The 17,923-nt window shown below is 48.0% G+C and carries 14 protein-coding genes and 1 riboswitch; of the genes, 9 read left to right on the plus strand and 5 right to left on the minus strand.

What is annotated here, in order from left to right; translation table 11 throughout:
• Positions 1–9: 9 nt before the first annotated feature.
• The 3 genes from KDN34_RS13815 (at position 10) to asnC (ending at position 1,643) form a co-directional block, all read left to right on the plus strand.
• On the plus strand, positions 10–303 hold the full coding sequence (locus KDN34_RS13815; RefSeq protein ID WP_212594297.1) for a hypothetical protein: 294 nt from the start codon (positions 10–12) through the stop codon (positions 301–303).
• Between the two features lie 89 nt (positions 304–392).
• Positions 393–1,067, plus strand: coding sequence for a bifunctional tRNA pseudouridine(32) synthase/23S rRNA pseudouridine(746) synthase RluA (gene rluA / locus KDN34_RS13820; protein WP_212594298.1), 675 nt, complete (start codon positions 393–395; stop codon positions 1,065–1,067).
• 114 nt (positions 1,068–1,181) lie between these two features.
• Positions 1,182–1,643 carry a transcriptional regulator AsnC gene (gene asnC, locus KDN34_RS13825; RefSeq protein ID WP_212594299.1) on the plus strand — a complete coding sequence of 154 codons (462 nt, stop codon included), beginning with the start codon at positions 1,182–1,184 and terminating at the stop codon, positions 1,641–1,643.
• A gap of 52 nt (positions 1,644–1,695) precedes the next feature.
• On the opposite strand, the gene KDN34_RS13830 is transcribed toward asnC, so the two are convergent.
• From KDN34_RS13830 to KDN34_RS13840, 3 genes are all read right to left on the minus strand, one after another.
• On the minus strand, positions 1,696–2,796 hold the full coding sequence (locus KDN34_RS13830) for a succinylglutamate desuccinylase/aspartoacylase family protein (RefSeq protein ID WP_212594300.1): 1,101 nt from the start codon (positions 2,794–2,796) through the stop codon (positions 1,696–1,698).
• Positions 2,796–4,160: a lysine-sensitive aspartokinase 3 gene (gene lysC / locus KDN34_RS13835; protein ID WP_212594301.1), complete on the minus strand. Its 1,365-nt coding sequence runs from the start codon at positions 4,158–4,160 to the stop codon at positions 2,796–2,798. The genes KDN34_RS13830 and lysC overlap by 1 nt, the downstream gene beginning before the upstream one ends.
• A 128-nt stretch (positions 4,161–4,288) precedes the next feature.
• A riboswitch (Lysine riboswitch) is annotated at positions 4,289–4,464 on the minus strand.
• Between the two features lie 98 nt (positions 4,465–4,562).
• Positions 4,563–4,994 carry a DUF3293 domain-containing protein gene (locus KDN34_RS13840; protein ID WP_212594302.1) on the minus strand — a complete coding sequence of 144 codons (432 nt, stop codon included), beginning with the start codon at positions 4,992–4,994 and terminating at the stop codon, positions 4,563–4,565.
• Positions 4,995–5,509: 515 nt separating this feature from the next.
• On the opposite strand from KDN34_RS13840, the gene arcA reads away from it, so the two are divergent.
• Positions 5,510–6,226 carry a two-component system response regulator ArcA gene (gene arcA / locus KDN34_RS13845; RefSeq protein ID WP_212594303.1) on the plus strand — a complete coding sequence of 239 codons (717 nt, stop codon included), beginning with the start codon at positions 5,510–5,512 and terminating at the stop codon, positions 6,224–6,226.
• Between the two features lie 114 nt (positions 6,227–6,340).
• Here the strand turns inward: arcA and fusA are convergent, their stop codons facing one another.
• Together fusA and KDN34_RS13855 are read right to left on the minus strand one after the other, a co-directional pair.
• Positions 6,341–8,428 carry an elongation factor G gene (fusA, locus tag KDN34_RS13850; protein ID WP_212594304.1) on the minus strand — a complete coding sequence of 696 codons (2,088 nt, stop codon included), beginning with the start codon at positions 8,426–8,428 and terminating at the stop codon, positions 6,341–6,343.
• A 422-nt stretch (positions 8,429–8,850) separates the two neighbouring features.
• Positions 8,851–13,407 (minus strand): ATP-binding protein, encoded by a 4,557-nt coding sequence (locus tag KDN34_RS13855; protein ID WP_212594305.1) that lies wholly within the window; start codon positions 13,405–13,407, stop codon positions 8,851–8,853.
• Positions 13,408–13,532: 125 nt separating this feature from the next.
• Here KDN34_RS13855 and KDN34_RS13860 point away from each other — a divergent pair, with 125 nt between their 5' ends.
• The 5 genes from KDN34_RS13860 (at position 13,533) to rsmE (ending at position 17,909) form a co-directional block, all read left to right on the plus strand.
• Positions 13,533–14,444, plus strand: a complete 912-nt coding sequence (locus KDN34_RS13860) for a LysR family transcriptional regulator (RefSeq protein ID WP_212594306.1) — start codon at positions 13,533–13,535, stop codon at positions 14,442–14,444.
• 117 nt (positions 14,445–14,561) lie between these two features.
• Positions 14,562–15,710: a pyroglutamyl-peptidase I family protein gene (locus tag KDN34_RS13865; RefSeq protein ID WP_212594307.1), complete on the plus strand. Its 1,149-nt coding sequence runs from the start codon at positions 14,562–14,564 to the stop codon at positions 15,708–15,710.
• Between the two features lie 54 nt (positions 15,711–15,764).
• Entirely contained in the window at positions 15,765–16,307 is a 543-nt protein-coding gene (locus tag KDN34_RS13870; protein WP_212594308.1) for a SprT family zinc-dependent metalloprotease, read from the plus strand.
• Between the two features lie 138 nt (positions 16,308–16,445).
• Positions 16,446–17,159, plus strand: coding sequence for an endonuclease (locus KDN34_RS13875; protein WP_212596668.1), 714 nt, complete (start codon positions 16,446–16,448; stop codon positions 17,157–17,159).
• Positions 17,160–17,177: 18 nt separating this feature from the next.
• Positions 17,178–17,909, plus strand: coding sequence for a 16S rRNA (uracil(1498)-N(3))-methyltransferase (gene rsmE, locus KDN34_RS13880; protein WP_212594309.1), 732 nt, complete (start codon positions 17,178–17,180; stop codon positions 17,907–17,909).
• Positions 17,910–17,923: the final 14 nt, after the last annotated feature.

Here is a 17,923-nt window from a genome sequence, read left to right on the forward strand (position 1 = left end):
ACGCAGCACATGTTTTTTCCCTACCCGGAGCAATACCGGTTGGCGATGCCGCCGATAATCACCGCGTTAATGGTGTGCTGGTCGCTGCTGGGACACGCAATTTTTGGAGATACCAGCCAATTTGCGTTGGTGATATTGCTCCTGCTATTTCCGCTGGTGCTGGGACTACATCTCTATCTCATTTGGGATGCCGGGGGTCTGAAACGACTGGACCAGGCATTTTATGCCTTTGTGCATGGGACATTAGCGTTCGTCGTATGGACCTTTTGTATTATGCATCTGGCGGGTAATAGCTTTGCCTGATGGCTAAAGCCAGGTGTTAATCACGCCGGGACTTGCATCCTCTGACGCTCACAGGTAAATTTGCGGTCCGTTCGCAGGAGGCCTGCCAGATGAGCGATTTTACCTATAATCCACCCCGACTCCCTTGGCTTGATATTCTTTATCAGGACCGAGATATCATAGTGATCAATAAGCCTTCAGGGTTACTTTCCGTTCCTGGACGGGCAGCCGAACATTATGACAGTGTGTTTAGCCGCGTATTGCAGCTACACCCACAAGCGCAGGTGGTACATCGCCTCGATATGGCGACCTCGGGGCTTATTGTTCTGGCATTACGACGCAACGCAGAACGTGAGCTGAAACGACAGTTTCAGGATCGTGAAACACATAAAATCTACTATGCCCGTATTGCTGGCCGACTCGAACATAATGGTACGGTTGATCTGCCACTGATCTGTGACTGGCCGAACCGCCCTCGCCAAAAAGTCGATTATGAAATAGGTAAACCTTCGGTCACACATTATGAAGTGATTTCTTACGGTCAACGTTCGACTCTGGTAAAACTGACACCGATAACCGGCAGGTCGCATCAACTGCGTGTGCATATGATGTCGTTGGGGCACCCGATTCTGGGTGACGGCTTTTATGCGGATGCCGACACCAAAGCGTTAGCGCCAAGGTTGCTCCTCCATGCGGCACAGCTAAGTTTTAAACACCCATATTCTGGCGAAGTCATGACATTTAATTCACCAGTGCCGTTCTGCCTGCCAATGGCTGGACAGTAGCCGTTGAATTATTTCTTTACAGGACATTTGGCATAAAATTGCGATGTTCTCTGGTAAATGAACAATAAAAAACGTAAATTTATGCTTGATAAAAAAAACTAAAGGCAAGTGATTGTGGATACATCATTTCAAAGAGACCAACTGGATAACCAAATCCTTGAGGCGCTGATGCAGGATGCACGCACGCCCTTCGCAGAACTGGCTAAACGTTTCAACGTAAGTGCCGGTACCATCCACGTTCGGGTGGAAAAGATGAAGCAGGCTGGCATTATCATTGGGGCCCAGATCACCGTAAACCCAAAAGCCTTGGGTTACGACGTGTGCTGTTTTATCGGGATTAACCTGAAGAGTGCAGGTGACTACCCTGCGGCGATTTCCAAGCTCAATGCCTTGGAAGAAGTTGTGGAAGCGTATTATACCACCGGTAATTACAGCATCTTTGTGAAGGTGATGTGCCAATCTATCGAAGCGCTGCAGCACGTGTTAATCAATCGCATACAGTCGATTGATGAAATTCAATCGACTGAAACATTAATCAGTCTGCAAAATCCGATTGTACGCGCAGTAAAACCGTAACAAACTGATCTCAAAAAACAAAAGGTCGTTAATACGGCCTTTTGTTGTTGGCTCAATCGACCTCGAACAGCTGCGTCATTATTTTGTATAGCTCAGTGCCTTGCTGCACTGCTGCCGAGGCAAAATGTAAAATTGCTGCGCCATCTTCAGGTGCGGTCAATAACTGCTCCTGTTCATCAATCGCTAAATCCAGTCTTAACAACCGCACCAATGGCTCACCAGCCTTAACCAAAGCGCCCGGAGCTGCAAGGTATTGCACTAGTCCGGCTCTTGGTGCGTGAAATTTACGATAGTTGTGCAAATAACAACCGTAACGTTTCATTTCCAGAGGTGCAATGGCTTCGGCCACAACACCACGGCAGTGCAAGAATGCCAGAATATTCTGTGCATCCTGGTGTGCCTGCGCCATATCGCTCAACTCCTGGTTACCCAGCTCCAGCGTAAATGCGGCCACAGGCACCGCCAACTTTCGCTGTTGAGACGCCAGGTAATCGGTTAACCGCCACCAGGGACAGAAGATCGCTTCATCCATGGCTCCGCCAAAAAGATTGGGAATAAACAGGGTAAACGGAATTGAAAACTCTTTCGCAGCCTGTTGCTGATATGCCGGACAATACAGATGCTGACAAGATTTCGGCCCCGTATGCAGGTCTAGCACAATATCAGCCTCACTCGCCATCAGCTGTAACGTGTAAGCCAGCCGTTGTCCGGTCGTCACCCCCCAAGGACTTTGCAGACGCCGCTGCAGGTTAGTCTGTAGCACCTGGCGATAGGCGCTGACCAACTCAGCGTCTGCAAGGTGATAATGTTCGCTAACCCACTGCGCCAGCGGCAACTGATTATCCAGATATTGTCGATTCCAGTTCTCACCACTGATGGGATCAAAGCGTCCGAGGGTAAATTCACCACTTTTCTGGTTAATCCCTAGCGGATTTGCTAAAGGTACCAGCGTGACATTGCCTTTCGGTGGGTGCGCTTGCCAATAACGCAGCAACTGCAGGATAACCGCGTTACCCTGCACTTCGGCACCATGCACATTCGCCTGAATATACACGGATGGGGCTGAGGCATCAGTGCCAATAAACCGATATACCGGTACTGTCAGCGGTTGTCCCGCGGCCAGTTCACCTACCGATAACCGCTCAGGCTGCATCAGACTTGCTCGACGTTTTCAAATAGCGAACGGTGCAATGCCGCAACAACATCCGCTGCTTCTGCCTCATGCACCAATACACATAGGTTATGAGGACTGGCGCCCTGGCATATCATTCGGACATTGTGCGATGCTAACACGCCAAATACCTGCTGACAGATACCCGCAGTAGTCGCAATACGGTTACCAATAATCGCCACCAGTGCCAATTTATCCTCAACCCGCACACGGCAGTGTTGTGATAGCTCCTGCAGCAGCGCTTCCGTCAATAATCCCTGGCCACTGGACTCAGAACCGGTTTTATCCAGTGTCAGTGATACGTTCACTTCTGAGGTAGTGATCAAATCTACCGATATCTTATGGCGCGCCAGCGTTGCAAAAGTTTCCGCCAAAAAACCTTGAGCATGCAGCATCTGCAAACTATGCAGATTCAACAATGTTTGATCACGTCGCAAGGCTACCGCGCGGTACACCGGTGGATTTTCCACCTGATGACGGATCCAGGTTCCCCCTTTTTCAGGTTCTTTACTGGAGCCGACGAAAACTTGAATTTGCTGTCTTACCGCAGGCAAAATTGTTGCCGGATGCAACACCTTCGCACCAAATGTTGCCATCTCAGCGGCTTCATTGAAACTGATCTCTGGGATAGGTCTGGCGTTAGGTGCTAAACGCGGATCGGTAGTATAAATACCGGCGACATCGGTCCAGATTTCAACAGCGTTAGCATCTAATGCTTCAGCCAGCAATGCGGCCGAGTAATCGCTGCCACCACGCCCCAAGGTAGTGGTACAGTTATTTGCATCAGCACCGATAAAGCCTTGAGTCACAAGTAACTGCTCACTAAGCTGCGGCAGCAATTGCGCTTGCGCTAATTGACGGATCTCCGTAATCTGCGGTTCTGCTCTGCCGAAGTTGCTATCGGTACGCATTACCTGGCGCACATCAAACGCACTGGCCTTCGCCCCCTTTTCCCGTAATACAGCAGCAAACAATACAGATGAACACCGCTCTCCTAACGACAGCAGATCATCGATGATTGCTTTATCGGTATTTTTTAGCAACTGCTGACTCAGTACATCTACCCGAGTGAGTAGCGCGTCAACGTCGGCGGCAACATCATCATTGCGCGGTAATTTATCCACAATCGCATATTGAATGGCGGCAATTTTCTTTAGTACCGCTAACCGCTGTGGTTCAGTTACACCAGGTTGTGCTAATTCCACCAACAGATTAGTGACCCCACTAGAGGCACTCACGACAACTAAGCGGGTGGCAGGATTAGCCAGTACGATATCGGCGCAGCGTCCCATCGCAAAATAATCCGCGACAGATGTACCACCAAATTTAGCAACAACGAGAGACATTACCTTACCTCCCTAGGACAAGGAGATAACAGGAGAAATAACATTGAATTCATAATCAGCCCCGAACAAAATTCGTTCGAAGAGCCTGGTGCTGATACAAAGGCACCCTGAGAAAGGGAAAAATGATCCTCACCAGAAGCTCTCCACCATTAAAAGGTGACAGTCATCAGGATTCAGCCTGAACAACCGACCAGAGGATCCGCCAGATGATCCTGTAGCCTCGGCGTTAATCTCCCTCATGAACCGTTATCGGAGATTGGCCTCCTCGAGTTCACTACCTAGTTAACGCTCCTCTTCTGTTTCCCCCGCGATTAAAGCGGGGACGCCGACATTACCAACAATAGACGCACTAAGTCAACGATAATTTCTTCGCTGCCAACTTTCAGCGAAGATTAGTAAAATTCAGTCACAAAATTCAGGCAACTCTGAGACGATGTGAACCCGCTGACTGAACGGCCCCATCGTTTCTGTTTGTCGACTGTCCCGACACGACACCAGATAAAGGACATCTTCCTGCACATAGTAATATGCATTCTGTTGATACTTACTGGCTAATTCACTTGCTTGCTCGCGACTGACAAACAGCACCCAACTTTTCTCCATATGGCTGTGATCTGGCGCAGTACCAATGATTACCCGGTATGGCACCAATAACTGCTCAATATCGCGTTGTAAGGCACGATCTAAAAGTCGATTTTGACAGGGTTCTAACTCTTGCCCTTGCGGGTTATGTGCGGTAATGATGGCAAAGGGTAAAGCAGAGGACAATGGCTGTGTAAGCAGAAAGCAGCAATCCAGGTAGTGTTGCCAAAGTTGTTCTAATCCGTCATTCATCAATCAGTAGCCCCTGAAGTAACCGGCGCCAGTTTAACAAAAGCTGAGGCACTCACCTAGTCTCTGAAACACTGTGTCATAAAATTGATGTTACTTTACGAAATTTTGCTGACTCTCGGCTGAATACCAACAGCATTTGTTAACATTTCATTTGTTAACAAATGCACAATAAGAGTACAATGTTAATACTCATCACAAATCGGTCATGTTTGTGCTGGCCGCTGGACATAGCGGTCACGATGTCTGACCAAAGCCCTTTGTGGTGCGCTTAAGCATCCGAAGGAAAATAAACTGGATATCTATGGAAATCAGGAACTAATTTCATCTCTGGATATCTCAGTTAATACAATTCGCGTACTGGTAACAACCGTATGCCAAAATTCAACTAATCATGCAGTGCCGACAATGTAATTTGGTTTCACCAGTACTGGAATGAAGTCATCAGGATTCATAGAAAGCAATTGAACATGAGCTCCGCTCGTGGTTAGAACAATCTGATTTATTAGGTACATGATATGCAGAACCCGCACATTCTTATCGTAGAAGATGAAGCAGTTACCCGTAACACGCTGAGAAGTATTTTCGAAGCTGAAGGATACGTTGTTACTGAAGCCAATGATGGCGCAGAAATGCACAAGGCCTTACAGGATAACAAGATTAACTTGGTCGTTATGGATATCAACCTGCCCGGTAAAAATGGGTTATTGCTCGCACGGGAACTGCGTGAAATCAATAATATCGGTTTGATTTTCCTCACTGGCCGTGACAACGAAGTGGATAAAATCCTGGGGTTGGAAATCGGTGCAGATGATTACATCACCAAACCATTCAATCCACGAGAATTAACCATTCGCGCGCGTAACCTGTTGACACGTGTTACCACAGCGGGCACTGAGCCGGAAGAAAAATCTGCGGTTGATAGCTATAACTTCAATGGCTGGAGTTTGGACATTAACAGCCGTTCGCTGGTCAGCCCAGAGGGTGAATCTTATAAGCTGCCGCGTAGCGAATTTCGTGCCATGCTCCACTTTGTGGAAAACCCTGGCAAAATTCTGACTCGTGCAGAACTGCTGATGAAAATGACCGGACGTGAACTGAAACAACACGACCGTACTGTGGACGTAACTATCCGCCGTATCCGTAAGCACTTTGAAAGCCATCAGGATACTCCGGAAATCATCGCTACTATCCATGGGGAAGGTTATCGTTTCTGTGGTCATCTGGAAGCTTAATTATTCCATCTGAACTAGATTTTTATGAAGCCAGCGATTAGCTGGCTTTTTTATCATTTATTTTTGTCATAAAAAAACCCGCCAGATGGCGGGTTTTTTCTTCACTAAGCAAGCTTATTTAGCAGCTTTTTTAGCTTTGGTTTCAGCAATAACTTTTTCTGCAACGTTGGCAGGACATGCAGCGTAGTGTGAGAACTCCATAGAGAACTGACCACGACCTGAAGTCATTGTACGCAGAGTACCGATATAACCGAACATTTCAGCCAATGGCACGTCAGCCTTAACGCGTACGCCAGTCAGGCCAGCTTCCTGATCCTTGATCATGCCGCGACGACGGTTCAGGTCACCAATCACATCACCGACGTTAGCGTCTGGAGTGAACACGTCAACCTTCATGATAGGTTCCAGCAGCTGTGGACCCGCTTTTGGCATAGTCTGACGGAACGCAGCCTTCGCAGCAATTTCAAACGCGATAGCTGATGAGTCAACTGCGTGGTAAGCACCATCAATCAGTTCAACTTCTACGTCCAGTACAGGGAAGCCTGCTAGAGGGCCTTCTTTCATCATAGATTCGAAACCAGATTCAACAGCTGGCCAGAATTCACGAGGTACGTTACCGCCCACTACTGAAGACACAAACTTGAAGCCAGTGTTGGCTTCACCTGGTTTGATGCGGTAATCAATCTTACCGTACTGACCAGAACCACCAGACTGTTTCTTGTGAGTGTAGCTATCTTCAACGGCTTTAGTGATAGTTTCACGATAAGCCACCTGTGGCGCACCTACGCTCAGTTCAACACCGTGAGTACGTTTCAGAATGTCGACTTTGATGTCCAGGTGCAATTCACCCATCCCTTTCAGGATGGTGTCGCCAGTTTCCTGGTCAGTTTCCACCTGGAATGATGGATCTTCAGCCACCATTTTACCCAGTGCGATACCCAGTTTCTCAGAAGCACCTTTGTCCTTCGGAGTTACCGCGATAGAGATCACTGGATCTGGGAAGATCATAGGTTCCAGAGTACATTCGTGCTTAGGATCACACAGAGTATGACCGGTCTGAACGTTCTTCATACCCACGACAGCGATAATGTCACCGGCCTGAGCAGAATCGATTTCGCTACGGTCGTTAGCATGCATCATCACCATACGGCCGATACGTTCGGTCTTGCCAGTCGCGCTGTTCAGGATGGTATCGCCTTTCTTCATCACACCTGAATAGATACGAACGAAGGTCAAGGCACCGAAACGGTCATCCATGATCTTGAATGCCAAAGCGCGCAGTGGTTCATCCACAGAAACAGTAGCAACTTCGCCAGTTTCTTCACCAGTTTCTGGGTCAGTCAGTGGCTGAGGCACAACTTCAGTTGGAGAAGGCAGATAATCAACTACCGCGTCCAACAACAGCTGCATACCTTTATTCTTGAATGCAGAACCACAGAATGTGGGGAAGAACGACAGATTGATTGTACCTTTACGGATACAACGCTTGATATCGTCGATAGAAGGTTCTTCACCTTCCATGTAAGCTTCCATCAGATCATCATCCTGCTCAACGGCAGTTTCGATCATCTGTTCACGGTACTCTTCAACCAGATCAACCATGTCAGCAGGCACGTCTGTCACAGTGTAGTTTTCTGGCAGACCTGAATCATCCCATACATAGGCTTTGCGGGTCAGTACGTCTACCACACCAGTGAATTCGTCTTCACGACCGATAGGCAGAGTCATTACCAATGGAGTAGCCGCCAGTACACGTTTGATCTGACCAACTACACGCAGGAAGTCTGCACCCATACGGTCCAGTTTGTTTACGAAGATCAGACGAGCAACTTCTGATTCGTTAGCATAACGCCAGTTGGTTTCGGACTGAGGTTCTACACCGCCGCTACCGCAGAATACGCCAACACCACCGTCCAATACTTTCAGAGAACGATAAACTTCAACAGTGAAGTCAACGTGCCCAGGAGTGTCGATGATGTTAAAACGGTGGTCTTTCCAGAAGCAGGTGGTCGCAGCTGACTGAATGGTAATACCACGTTCAGCTTCCTGCTCCATGAAGTCCATGGTTGAAGCGCCATCATGTACTTCACCTATTTTATGGATCTTACCAGTGAGTTTCAGGATACGCTCGGTGGTGGTAGTCTTGCCCGCGTCAACGTGAGCGAAAATACCAATGTTTCTGTATTTCGATAAGTCAGTCATGATTCAACTTCATTATGAGTTAGTGAATAGGAGACGGAGTATGCCACTTCGTTGCTGCGACAGACGGAACCCCATAAATTAAGGCGCGTATTATAACACCGAAATCCCTGTATCCTGCAATGAGGAGTTTCAAATTTCGCCAGCACCTTCAAGAGTAACCCTTTGTTTACACAGATTACTTTAAAAATACATTTAATTTCAATTGGTTATATTTAAAATGAAGACACAGAAATACGGATGTCCTTACGGCCAAATCTTATATTCGCGCAAATAATAGAAACTTTTGTGACATTTTATGTTAAAAGCGCTGTAATCAGGACTAACAGATGCTCACTAAACAGAATCCTGTCGCATCATCAACACCGAGTTCCATCATCAATAAAAAAGCCCGCATCTGCGGGCTTTTTTAAGCAAGTTAAGATTTACTCTTCTACAGGTGACACCACAAACAGCAGATCGCCTTGAGATACCTGCTGCCCGTTACCGTTGAGAATACGCTCAATGCGATACTTCTTATCTTCCGGATACAGCACAGCACCCTTGCGGTTAAAGCCTGCCAGCGTCATTTGAGAGAACATCTTCATTGCTTCGGTCAGTGCCAGTGTCTGTTCCACAGTCACAATGTCACCTTCTTTCACAAAGTCTGCTTCACCAGGTGCTGGAGAGGTGTAGAAAATACCGGCACCTTGTGCCAACACTTTCAGCTCATTAGACTCACCAACACGCAAGGATTCAGTATCAACGCCCTGCGTTTCTGCAGCCGCTTCCATCTCAGCAATCAGCGCCGGAATATCCAGTTCAGCCATCAAGCGGGGCAGATAGTTAGTGTCGTAAACACCATCACGGAAAGTGCGGTCGCTCAAAATGCGTTTCAGTAATGGAATGTTAGTCGCAATACCTTTAATCACGACACTATCCAGATAGTCCAGCATCTTATTGATAGTATCTTCACGGTCTTCACCATGAATAATGATCTGCGCAATCAGGCTATCGTAGTACGGAGAAACTTCCTTACCTTCGGCAGCAATTGAGATCACTTCAACGTTATCACGCTGAGGCATAACGCATTCGGTGATCAGCCCTGGGTTTGGCACCAACTGCAATACACCATGGCTATCCAGTGCCGCTTTTTCAGCAGTCACACGCACTTCAACAGCGTACCCCAATTCTTTTGGCTGCAGTTTTTCAATTGAACGCCCAGCGGCAATATCAAATTGCGCACTAACGATATCGATACCAGAGGTCACTTCAGTAACTGGATGCTCTACCTGTAAACGGGTATTCATTTCCATGAAATACACTTCGTTCGCGTCCAGGTTGTAGATGTACTCTACGGTACCCGCGCCGGTGTAATCAGTGGCATTACCTAAAGCCTCAGTGTACTTCATCACTTTTTGCTTCAGTTCATCAGGCAACATGGTAGAACCAGATTCTTCAATCACCTTCTGGTTGTTGCGCTGAACTGAGCAGTCACGAATACCCAACACTTTGGTGTTGCCAAACTTATCACGTAGCAACTGCACTTCAATATGACGCAGAGAAGTAACGTATTTTTCCAGATACAGGTCGCCGTTACCGAAAGCTGCTGCTGCCTCAGTAGACGTTTTCTGGAACAGGCCAATCATGTCCTCTGGACGCCGCACAACCTGAATACCTTTACCACCACCGCCTTGTACCGCTTTCAACAGCACAGGGTAACCGATTTCGTTGGCAACGTTCACCGCCTGCTCAGCATTGGTCAGAATACCGTGAGACCCTGGTACTACCGGCACATTTTGTGACTGAGAGGTCTTAATAGCGTTGGACTTATTACCCATGGTGGTCATGGAGTTAACACTAGGACCAACGAAGTTGACGCCGTTGTTCACACACAACGCCGCAAATTGTGGACTTTCTGAGAGGAACCCGATACCCGGGTGCAACGCATCCACTTTCTCGTAATCAGCAACGCGCAACACTGAGTAGGCGTTGAGATATGATTCATCCGAAGTGTTACCGCCAAGACAAACCAACTTATCGTTTGCAGTCAGCATCTCTGCAGGCACCGCTGTCATATCCGGATCGGAAGCCACCAGCACCACATTGATGTTGTTGTCATGTGCCTTACGGATCAATTTCACAGCGGTACAACCACGAGCATGGATCAAGACCTTATTGATCGGCTTCATCAGCGCACGTGGATCATCCTGCACAATTTCATCGGCAGTGGTTTCATGCGAAGTAGCTACCAATGAAGACAATGCACCAGAAATCACGTCTTCAATGCTTTCTGTTGGCATCGGCATCAAAGGATCAATGCTCTGCAGTTGCTCATCCAGCGTATTACTAAATGGATTAAGCACCAGACCATTCATCGCACCCGGCACTTTAGACAAATAGTTTGACAGTGTTGAAGTCGACGGCAGATAAGCCGGAACCACCATCTGCCCAGCAAACGGCATATTGGTACCAGACATGTAATAGGTCTGTACCAATGGATGAGTCACGAACGATGCCTGAGCACCACCGGTACAGTCACCGAAGCCAAACATCAACACCGGCAGTTCGTTATCACGGATGAAACGGGTCAGACGGTCGTTAACCACAGCCATCGAGAACAGCGCTGAAGCACCTTCTTTAGTCTGCATACCACCTGAACTGATAAAACAAATCACCGGCATATGGCGTTTGGCACATTCAATCAGCAACGCAGAGAATTTCTCAGCGCTGGCCATATCAAAAGCCCCGGCCTGGAACGCGGTATTAGATACGGCTACCCCGACCCGGATTTTCTTGCCATTGTGATTGAAATTGGCCATGCCGGTAATCAATCCGCAAGGACGAATACCTTTATCCAGCGCATCTTCAATGGAAAGACGGAAACCAGGGAAGTTCAATGAATTGGCAGTCATCTTATCGCCATTCAGCTCATCAAACTTGGAGAAGAACTGGTCAATAATATTGCCCCAGGTCATCTTGCCGGCTTTCTTTTCCTCACGCAGCACTTTCTGGATCAACAGATCCTGATAGCCCATGGTGAGACGGTTCCAGAAATCTTTGCGGCGACCAATACGTACCGGGTTAATTGCACCAGTGTACTGGGTATTGTCTTCTTCACTGTCGAAATATTCCGGCAGCAGACGTTCAAAGAAGTACGTCAGGATCACGAACAGACTGTTGTTAAGTTGCGGGAAACCCACACTCTTCCACTGTTCGGTTTTGGTCAGCAATTCTGCACGGTTGGCCTGAGACATAAAGTACTTCAGCCACTTATAGAATTTGCTCTTATCGTTGGCGGTATCTTGAGTCGAGATTGCACGGTCAATCGACTTGTGCAGCAAACCATCGACTGAAGAACGGGACAAACTCTTGTTCATCATCGCTTCTTTTGCGATAGAGGCCAGATTACCAACCACATTATCGTAAAGCGCGTTGAAGATCAGAATGTTGTAACACTGCCAGATAAAGTCTTCACGCAACTCTTCATTGACCACAACATCCAGCAATGTCAGCTGATTCAATTCTGGCCACGGCGTTTGGGTGACTTCGCCGGGCAGGGTTTCCAAATAATGGATCAAGCCTTTGAAGTTGTTGGCAGCGTTACTCTTCCAACGGTGATACAGGCTCCAGCCAATGTTGAACAACAGCGCTTTACGAGCCTTTTTGTAGTTTTCTTTCGGCTCACCCAAAATCAAGCGGGTCAGCATATTACGTTCAGTTGCAACTTCGTCGCGCTTGGCAATAAAGTTGTTCCAGAGTTTCGCCAGTTCTTCGTCATAAACCAGCTTGTCAGGATTGGATAACCAAGACTGGAACACCTTTTCCTGCTCTTTCTGGATACGTGCGCGCAGATCACCTTCCGGAACACTGACCTTAGACAGACGGCCATACTGCTCCATTGAAATGGAGTGGATACGGCTGCGAGCAGTCAGGTAACGCAAATAGCGATAGGCACTGCCAAACAAGTTAAGATGCATCGTCGGGCTGCTCGCCAGTGACATATGCACTGCATCTTCAAGAGCCTGCAGATTTTTGGAAGGATAAAGAAAACGATTAAGACTGCGCTTGTAATGCTCACGCAGATCTTCAGATTCTTTCACGAAAGCAACCGCCGCTCGTTCTACCGCTTCAATACCACTGATAATGGCGCGGCGGAGATTGTGCTGGCGTTCATCGCGATCAGATGGTGAGAAATCAATAATACCGTCAATACATCCCCCGGTATAAAGCTCTTCCGGAGAAACACCGACTGACTTAGCGCATTCCTGCCATGAAAGGTTGTATTTACGTGCAATACTCTGCAGCCCCTGAGGCTGAATAGTATTAAAGATACCGTCACGTACCGACAGCAGGATGTTAGCTGCGGCTAGAGGAATCGCACCACCGGAATATCCCGCGCCGATAACGATACCGACTGTTGGCACGTCCACGTTAGCGCTTTCAGCGATGGCACGAGAGATGGAATGCGCTTGGTTGTGACTGTTAGCGACTTCACCGGCATCGGCCCCTGGGGTATCGATAAAGTAAACGATTGGCAATGACAGTTCGGCAAAGTGGCGAATTGCTTCACAACACATTAAATGGTGCTCAGGCATCCAGGCACCATTAGAGGTCGTGCGTTCTTGAGCAATAAATCCGACACGACGGTTACGACCACCGAAGTTCAATTCAACTTCAGCAGAATAAAAAGGGCCGTTGTGTTTTTCGACGATCATCTTGCCTTTCAGATCGGCGATAATGCGTTTGGCTCCAGGACGATTTTTGTCCAAGGTTGGTTGGATGACTTTGGCAACATAGCCGTCCACATCCAACAGCGCCAACGATTTAAGATTGCTTTGGATGTCTTCGTCATCCAACAGTCCGTTGATTTCATCAGACAGACTTTTTTTACTATGCTCGGGAAATAGAGAGAAGTCCTTGGCCAGGTGTTCTGCATGAAGAAACAATGGATCTGGCGTTAGAGCTTGAGTCGAGTTTTCGGGCTGCTTATTGGTGGTCATCAAAAAGATCCTCTGCTAAGCCTCTAAATTATACGTACAGCCAATAAATATAACTTTGTTATCTACTTCATTGCCATTAAACTGCCTTAGACGCTTTGTTCCATTTTTGAGACAGTCGGAAAAATATGACAGATTTGAATGGGATGCTACTATTTGCTGCAGTGGTCAGAGCAGAAGGATTCTCTCAAGCAGCAAGAGATACTGGCCTGCCTAAATCCACTATTAGCCGTAAAATTGCCCAGCTGGAACAAGAGCTTGGCGTACGACTACTGCAGCGTAATACCCGTTCTATCAGTCTAACGCAGGTTGGCGCATTATTTTACCAACATTGTCAGACGATTTGTAACGAAGTAGAAGCTGCCCAAGCCACGGTTGAAAACACCCATAACGATGTTTCTGGTCTGTTACGGATTGCGATTCCGGTTTCTTTTAGCCAGGAAGTGATTGCGAACCTGTGTAGTGGCTTTATGCGGCTTTACCCTGCAGTGGAACTGGATGTGCAATTTACTGATGCCGATGTTGGACTGGTGGGTGAAGGCTACGATATCGCGATTAAATATGGACCGTTGCAATCATCCGATTTAGTGGCAAGGCTGCTGTTTGAGCGCCAACCTATTTTGGTCGCAAGCCCGGGTTACCTGAAAGCACATGGCACACCTGCAACACCGAAAGATCTGGCACAACACGATGGCATTTTAATGGGAACCTTGCGTTCTGCCCCTATCTGGCCATTAGGCAAAGGGAGTCGTAAATCCATGGCCAGCTTTCGGCGTAAAGCGCGGGTTAACAGCGCCACCATGGTAAAGCAACTAGCGCTTGATGACTTCGGTATCGCCATGGTGTCTCATGCGGTGTGTAAGAATGAGTTAGCGCGTGGAGCTCTTGTTCCAATCCTGCAGGAGTGGCCCATTGAACCTTTTAAGGTCTATGGTGTGTACTCCAGTCGCCGTCAGCTGGCGACTAACATCAGCGTGTTTCTGGATTTCTTTACCAAACGGTTTAACAGTCAAGAGTCACTACAATCGTTAATGATGTAACTCATTATTCAAATTGGAAAATTCCGATGTTTTGTTGGCGCAGCCCCCTGACTGGTGCATACTTAACCGCAATGATTGGATCACTGACTTATAACAATATCGTTCAAAGGAAATGCCATGTTGAAGCCCAGCCACATCGCCGGTCTGCTCACCGCGTTATTGTTGTCCTTACCAGCGGTAGCCGGTGTTGAAGAGGACCGAATCCCTAAAGCCGAACAAGCCATGCCAGAGGTCGTGAGCCGTTATCATGCTTTCGTGAATGACCTGGCAGATAAGTATCATCAGCAAAAAGATGAACTGAAAGTCACGCAGATGGTTGCGCATCAAGGACAACGTCTATGGCAACAAGCGGTGAGAGATGTCACTGCTGGACATTATGATGATCGCTCCTTGTACTGGAGCAGACTGAAGATGCGTTCGTTACTCACCAAAGATCGTCCCGCCTTCAACATTGCTGGTTGGCAGAAAGATATTTTGGTAAAGGCGGTCGAAAAATCCTCTCGAGGATTCAGTGACATCAACTTTGCCGATGACGTTCAGATAAAAATCCTGTTGACCGGATTTGACCCCTTTTTCCTTGACCGCCATATTGAACAAAGCAATCCATCAGGTATGGTTGCATTAGCACTGGATGGTTATCGGTTTAAGGTGAATGGCAAACAAGTACAGGTAGAAACTGTCATGATCCCGGTACGTTTTGCTGATTTTGATGAAGGTATCATCGAATCTTTGCTGACGCCGGTATATCGCGACCATCAAGTCGATATGGTGGTGACCGTCAGCATGGGCCGCAGCGATTTTGATATTGAACGATTCCCCGGCCGTAATCGCTCGGCCAAAGCACCAGACAACCGCAACGTAATGACCGGTGCCGATAAAGAACATCCGCTGGCACCTAAATTAGACGGTAAAACCTTAAACGGGCCAGATTTTGTGGAGTTTTCCTTACCTGTCACCGCGATTCAATCGGTTAGCGGCGACTGGAAAATCAATGACAATCGCACTGTAACTACTCTGCAACGCGGCACGTTTGAAGCTGGCAGTCTGGCAGAATTGCAGAACAGCACTGCGGTTGAAGGTTCAGGCGGTGGCTATCTTTCTAACGAAATTTCCTACCGTGCAATTCTGCTTCGAGATCAGTTAGGTAGCAATATTCCGACCGGACATATTCACACACCGCGCGTTGCTGGCTATGATGCCGCAACTGAACAAAAAATTGTTGCGCAGTTTAAAGCAATGCTGGAAGCTGCCGCAGCAACACTGTAATTGATCTGCGGGGCTAAGGCCCCGCTATATCCTGATAACTTTTACACGCGGAATATGTGGCATTCTTTTTTTAATCACGCAACACCCAAGGTGTCATCACCCACCGTTTCCACCTTAACATCGCTTGAACAACAACTGCTACAAACGGTTGAAGCCCGTTACCAACAAGCAGAACAGCAGCTCAAACAGCATTTCCCACGCCCAGAAATTACCTTTAAATTGCGAGGGAAAGCGGCGGGAACGGCCCATCTGCAACTGAATAAATTGCGCTTTAACCCGGTATTACTTAAGGAAAATGCTGACGCTTTCCTGAGCGAAGTGGTACCCCATGAAATCTGCCATCTGCTGTGTCACCAACTGTATGGACGAGTTCGTCCCCATGGCAAAGAATGGCGGCAACTGATGCAAACCCTCTATCAACTACCAGGTAATGCTACCCACAGTTTTGATACTCGTTCGGTCACATCTAAAGGGAAGGCTTACCGTTGTGCTTGCGGAGAAGTTGAACTCAGCATTCGCCGCCACAATAAAGTGCTGCGGGGTCAGGTGCAATACTGTTGTCGCAGTTGCGGTCAATGGTTACAACCCACCGAATGACACGGCAGTATTTGATAATAAAACAAGCTTCTTTTAGTATCAGCGGCACTATTACAAGCCAGTGGCTGCGACGAGTACCCCTGGCATAAGTTGTATTTTCAGGGGAACAAATTGAGTTCTTTACGCCTCAGGCAACTGATGGCGTCGGTGTTGCTATTGCTTTGGTGGCAACCAGCACTGGCGCAACGCGCAGAAAATTTTCGCGAAGCCAAACAGCAGGCAACCAAACTTTATCAAGGCCTCGCCGTCAACAATACTTTTTACTGTGGATGTCGTATCGACAGCAGCCAGAAGCGCTGGCAACCGGACTGGCACTCCTGTGGTTTTCAACCACGCAAACAACCGGCTCGAGCGTCTCGCATTGAATGGGAGCATATTGTTCCGGCATGGGAATTTGGTCACCAGTTGCAATGCTGGCAACAGGGGGGTCGCAAATACTGCGAAAACACCAGCCAACGCTTTAACCTGATGGAGTCCGATCTGCACAATCTGGTACCGGCGATTGGCGAAGTCAACGGCGATCGCTCTAATTACCGTTTCAGTCAGTGGAATGCACAAGCAGGCCAATATGGTCAGTGCGGGATGGTGGTCGATTTTAAAGGCAAGAAGGTCCAGCCGCCTGAACGTGCCCGCGGCGCTATTGCCCGAGCCTATCTGTATATGCACGACACCTATCAGTTACCGTTAGCATCGGCGCAACAAAAGCTGTTTAACGTGTGGAATCGCAGTTACCCGGTGAGTAACAATGAATGCCAGCGTGATGAAGCCATTGCAAAAGTTCAGGGAAATCACAACATCTATGTCCAATCAGTCTGTTTACGCCGAGGAAATTCCGGCAAAATAGCCCAGTAACCCCAGCAGGAAATCGTTATGAGAGTCCCGAGAATTTACCACAGCGGTGCTATTTCCCCCGGTCATGCTTTACCGCTGGAAGAGGAAGCGGCAGCCCATATCGGTCGCGTATTACGGATGAATCCCGGCGAAGAGGTCTGCCTATTTAATGGCGACGGTATGGATTACCCAGCCCGGATCCAGCAAGCTGATAAAAAGTCGGTCATTGTGGATGTACTATCACAGCAGGCTAATTCATCGGAATCGCCCTTGGATCTGCATCTTGGTCAGGTGATTTCCCGCGGGGATCGTATGGATTTTACCTTGCAGAAATCGGTTGAATTAGGCGTCAATACCATCACCCCATTGTTTTCAGCGCGTTGCGGCGTCAAACTAAATGGCGAAAGGTTGGACAAGAAAATCCAGCAATGGCAGAAAATTGTAATCAGTGCCTGTGAACAGTGTGGCCGCAGTGTCATTCCGCAAGTCCGCCCGGCAATGGAATTGTTGGACTGGTGTGCAGAGAAAGATGGCGCACTGAAACTGAACCTGCATCCGCGGGCCAGTCACGGTATTAATAAACTGCCCTTAACCAACCATAAAATCAGATTGTTGATCGGTCCCGAAGGTGGCTTATCTGATCAAGAGATAAGCATGACTGAACAACACAACTTTACCGAAGTGCTACTGGGGCCCAGAGTGCTGCGTACAGAAACAGCAGCACTGACAGCTATCACCGCACTGCAACTGCACTTCGGTGATTTGGGTTAATCCCGCTTTAAAGG

The sequence above is a fragment of the Shewanella yunxiaonensis genome (genome assembly GCF_018223345.1).
Taxonomy (GTDB): Bacteria; Pseudomonadota; Gammaproteobacteria; order Enterobacterales; family Shewanellaceae; genus Shewanella; species Shewanella yunxiaonensis.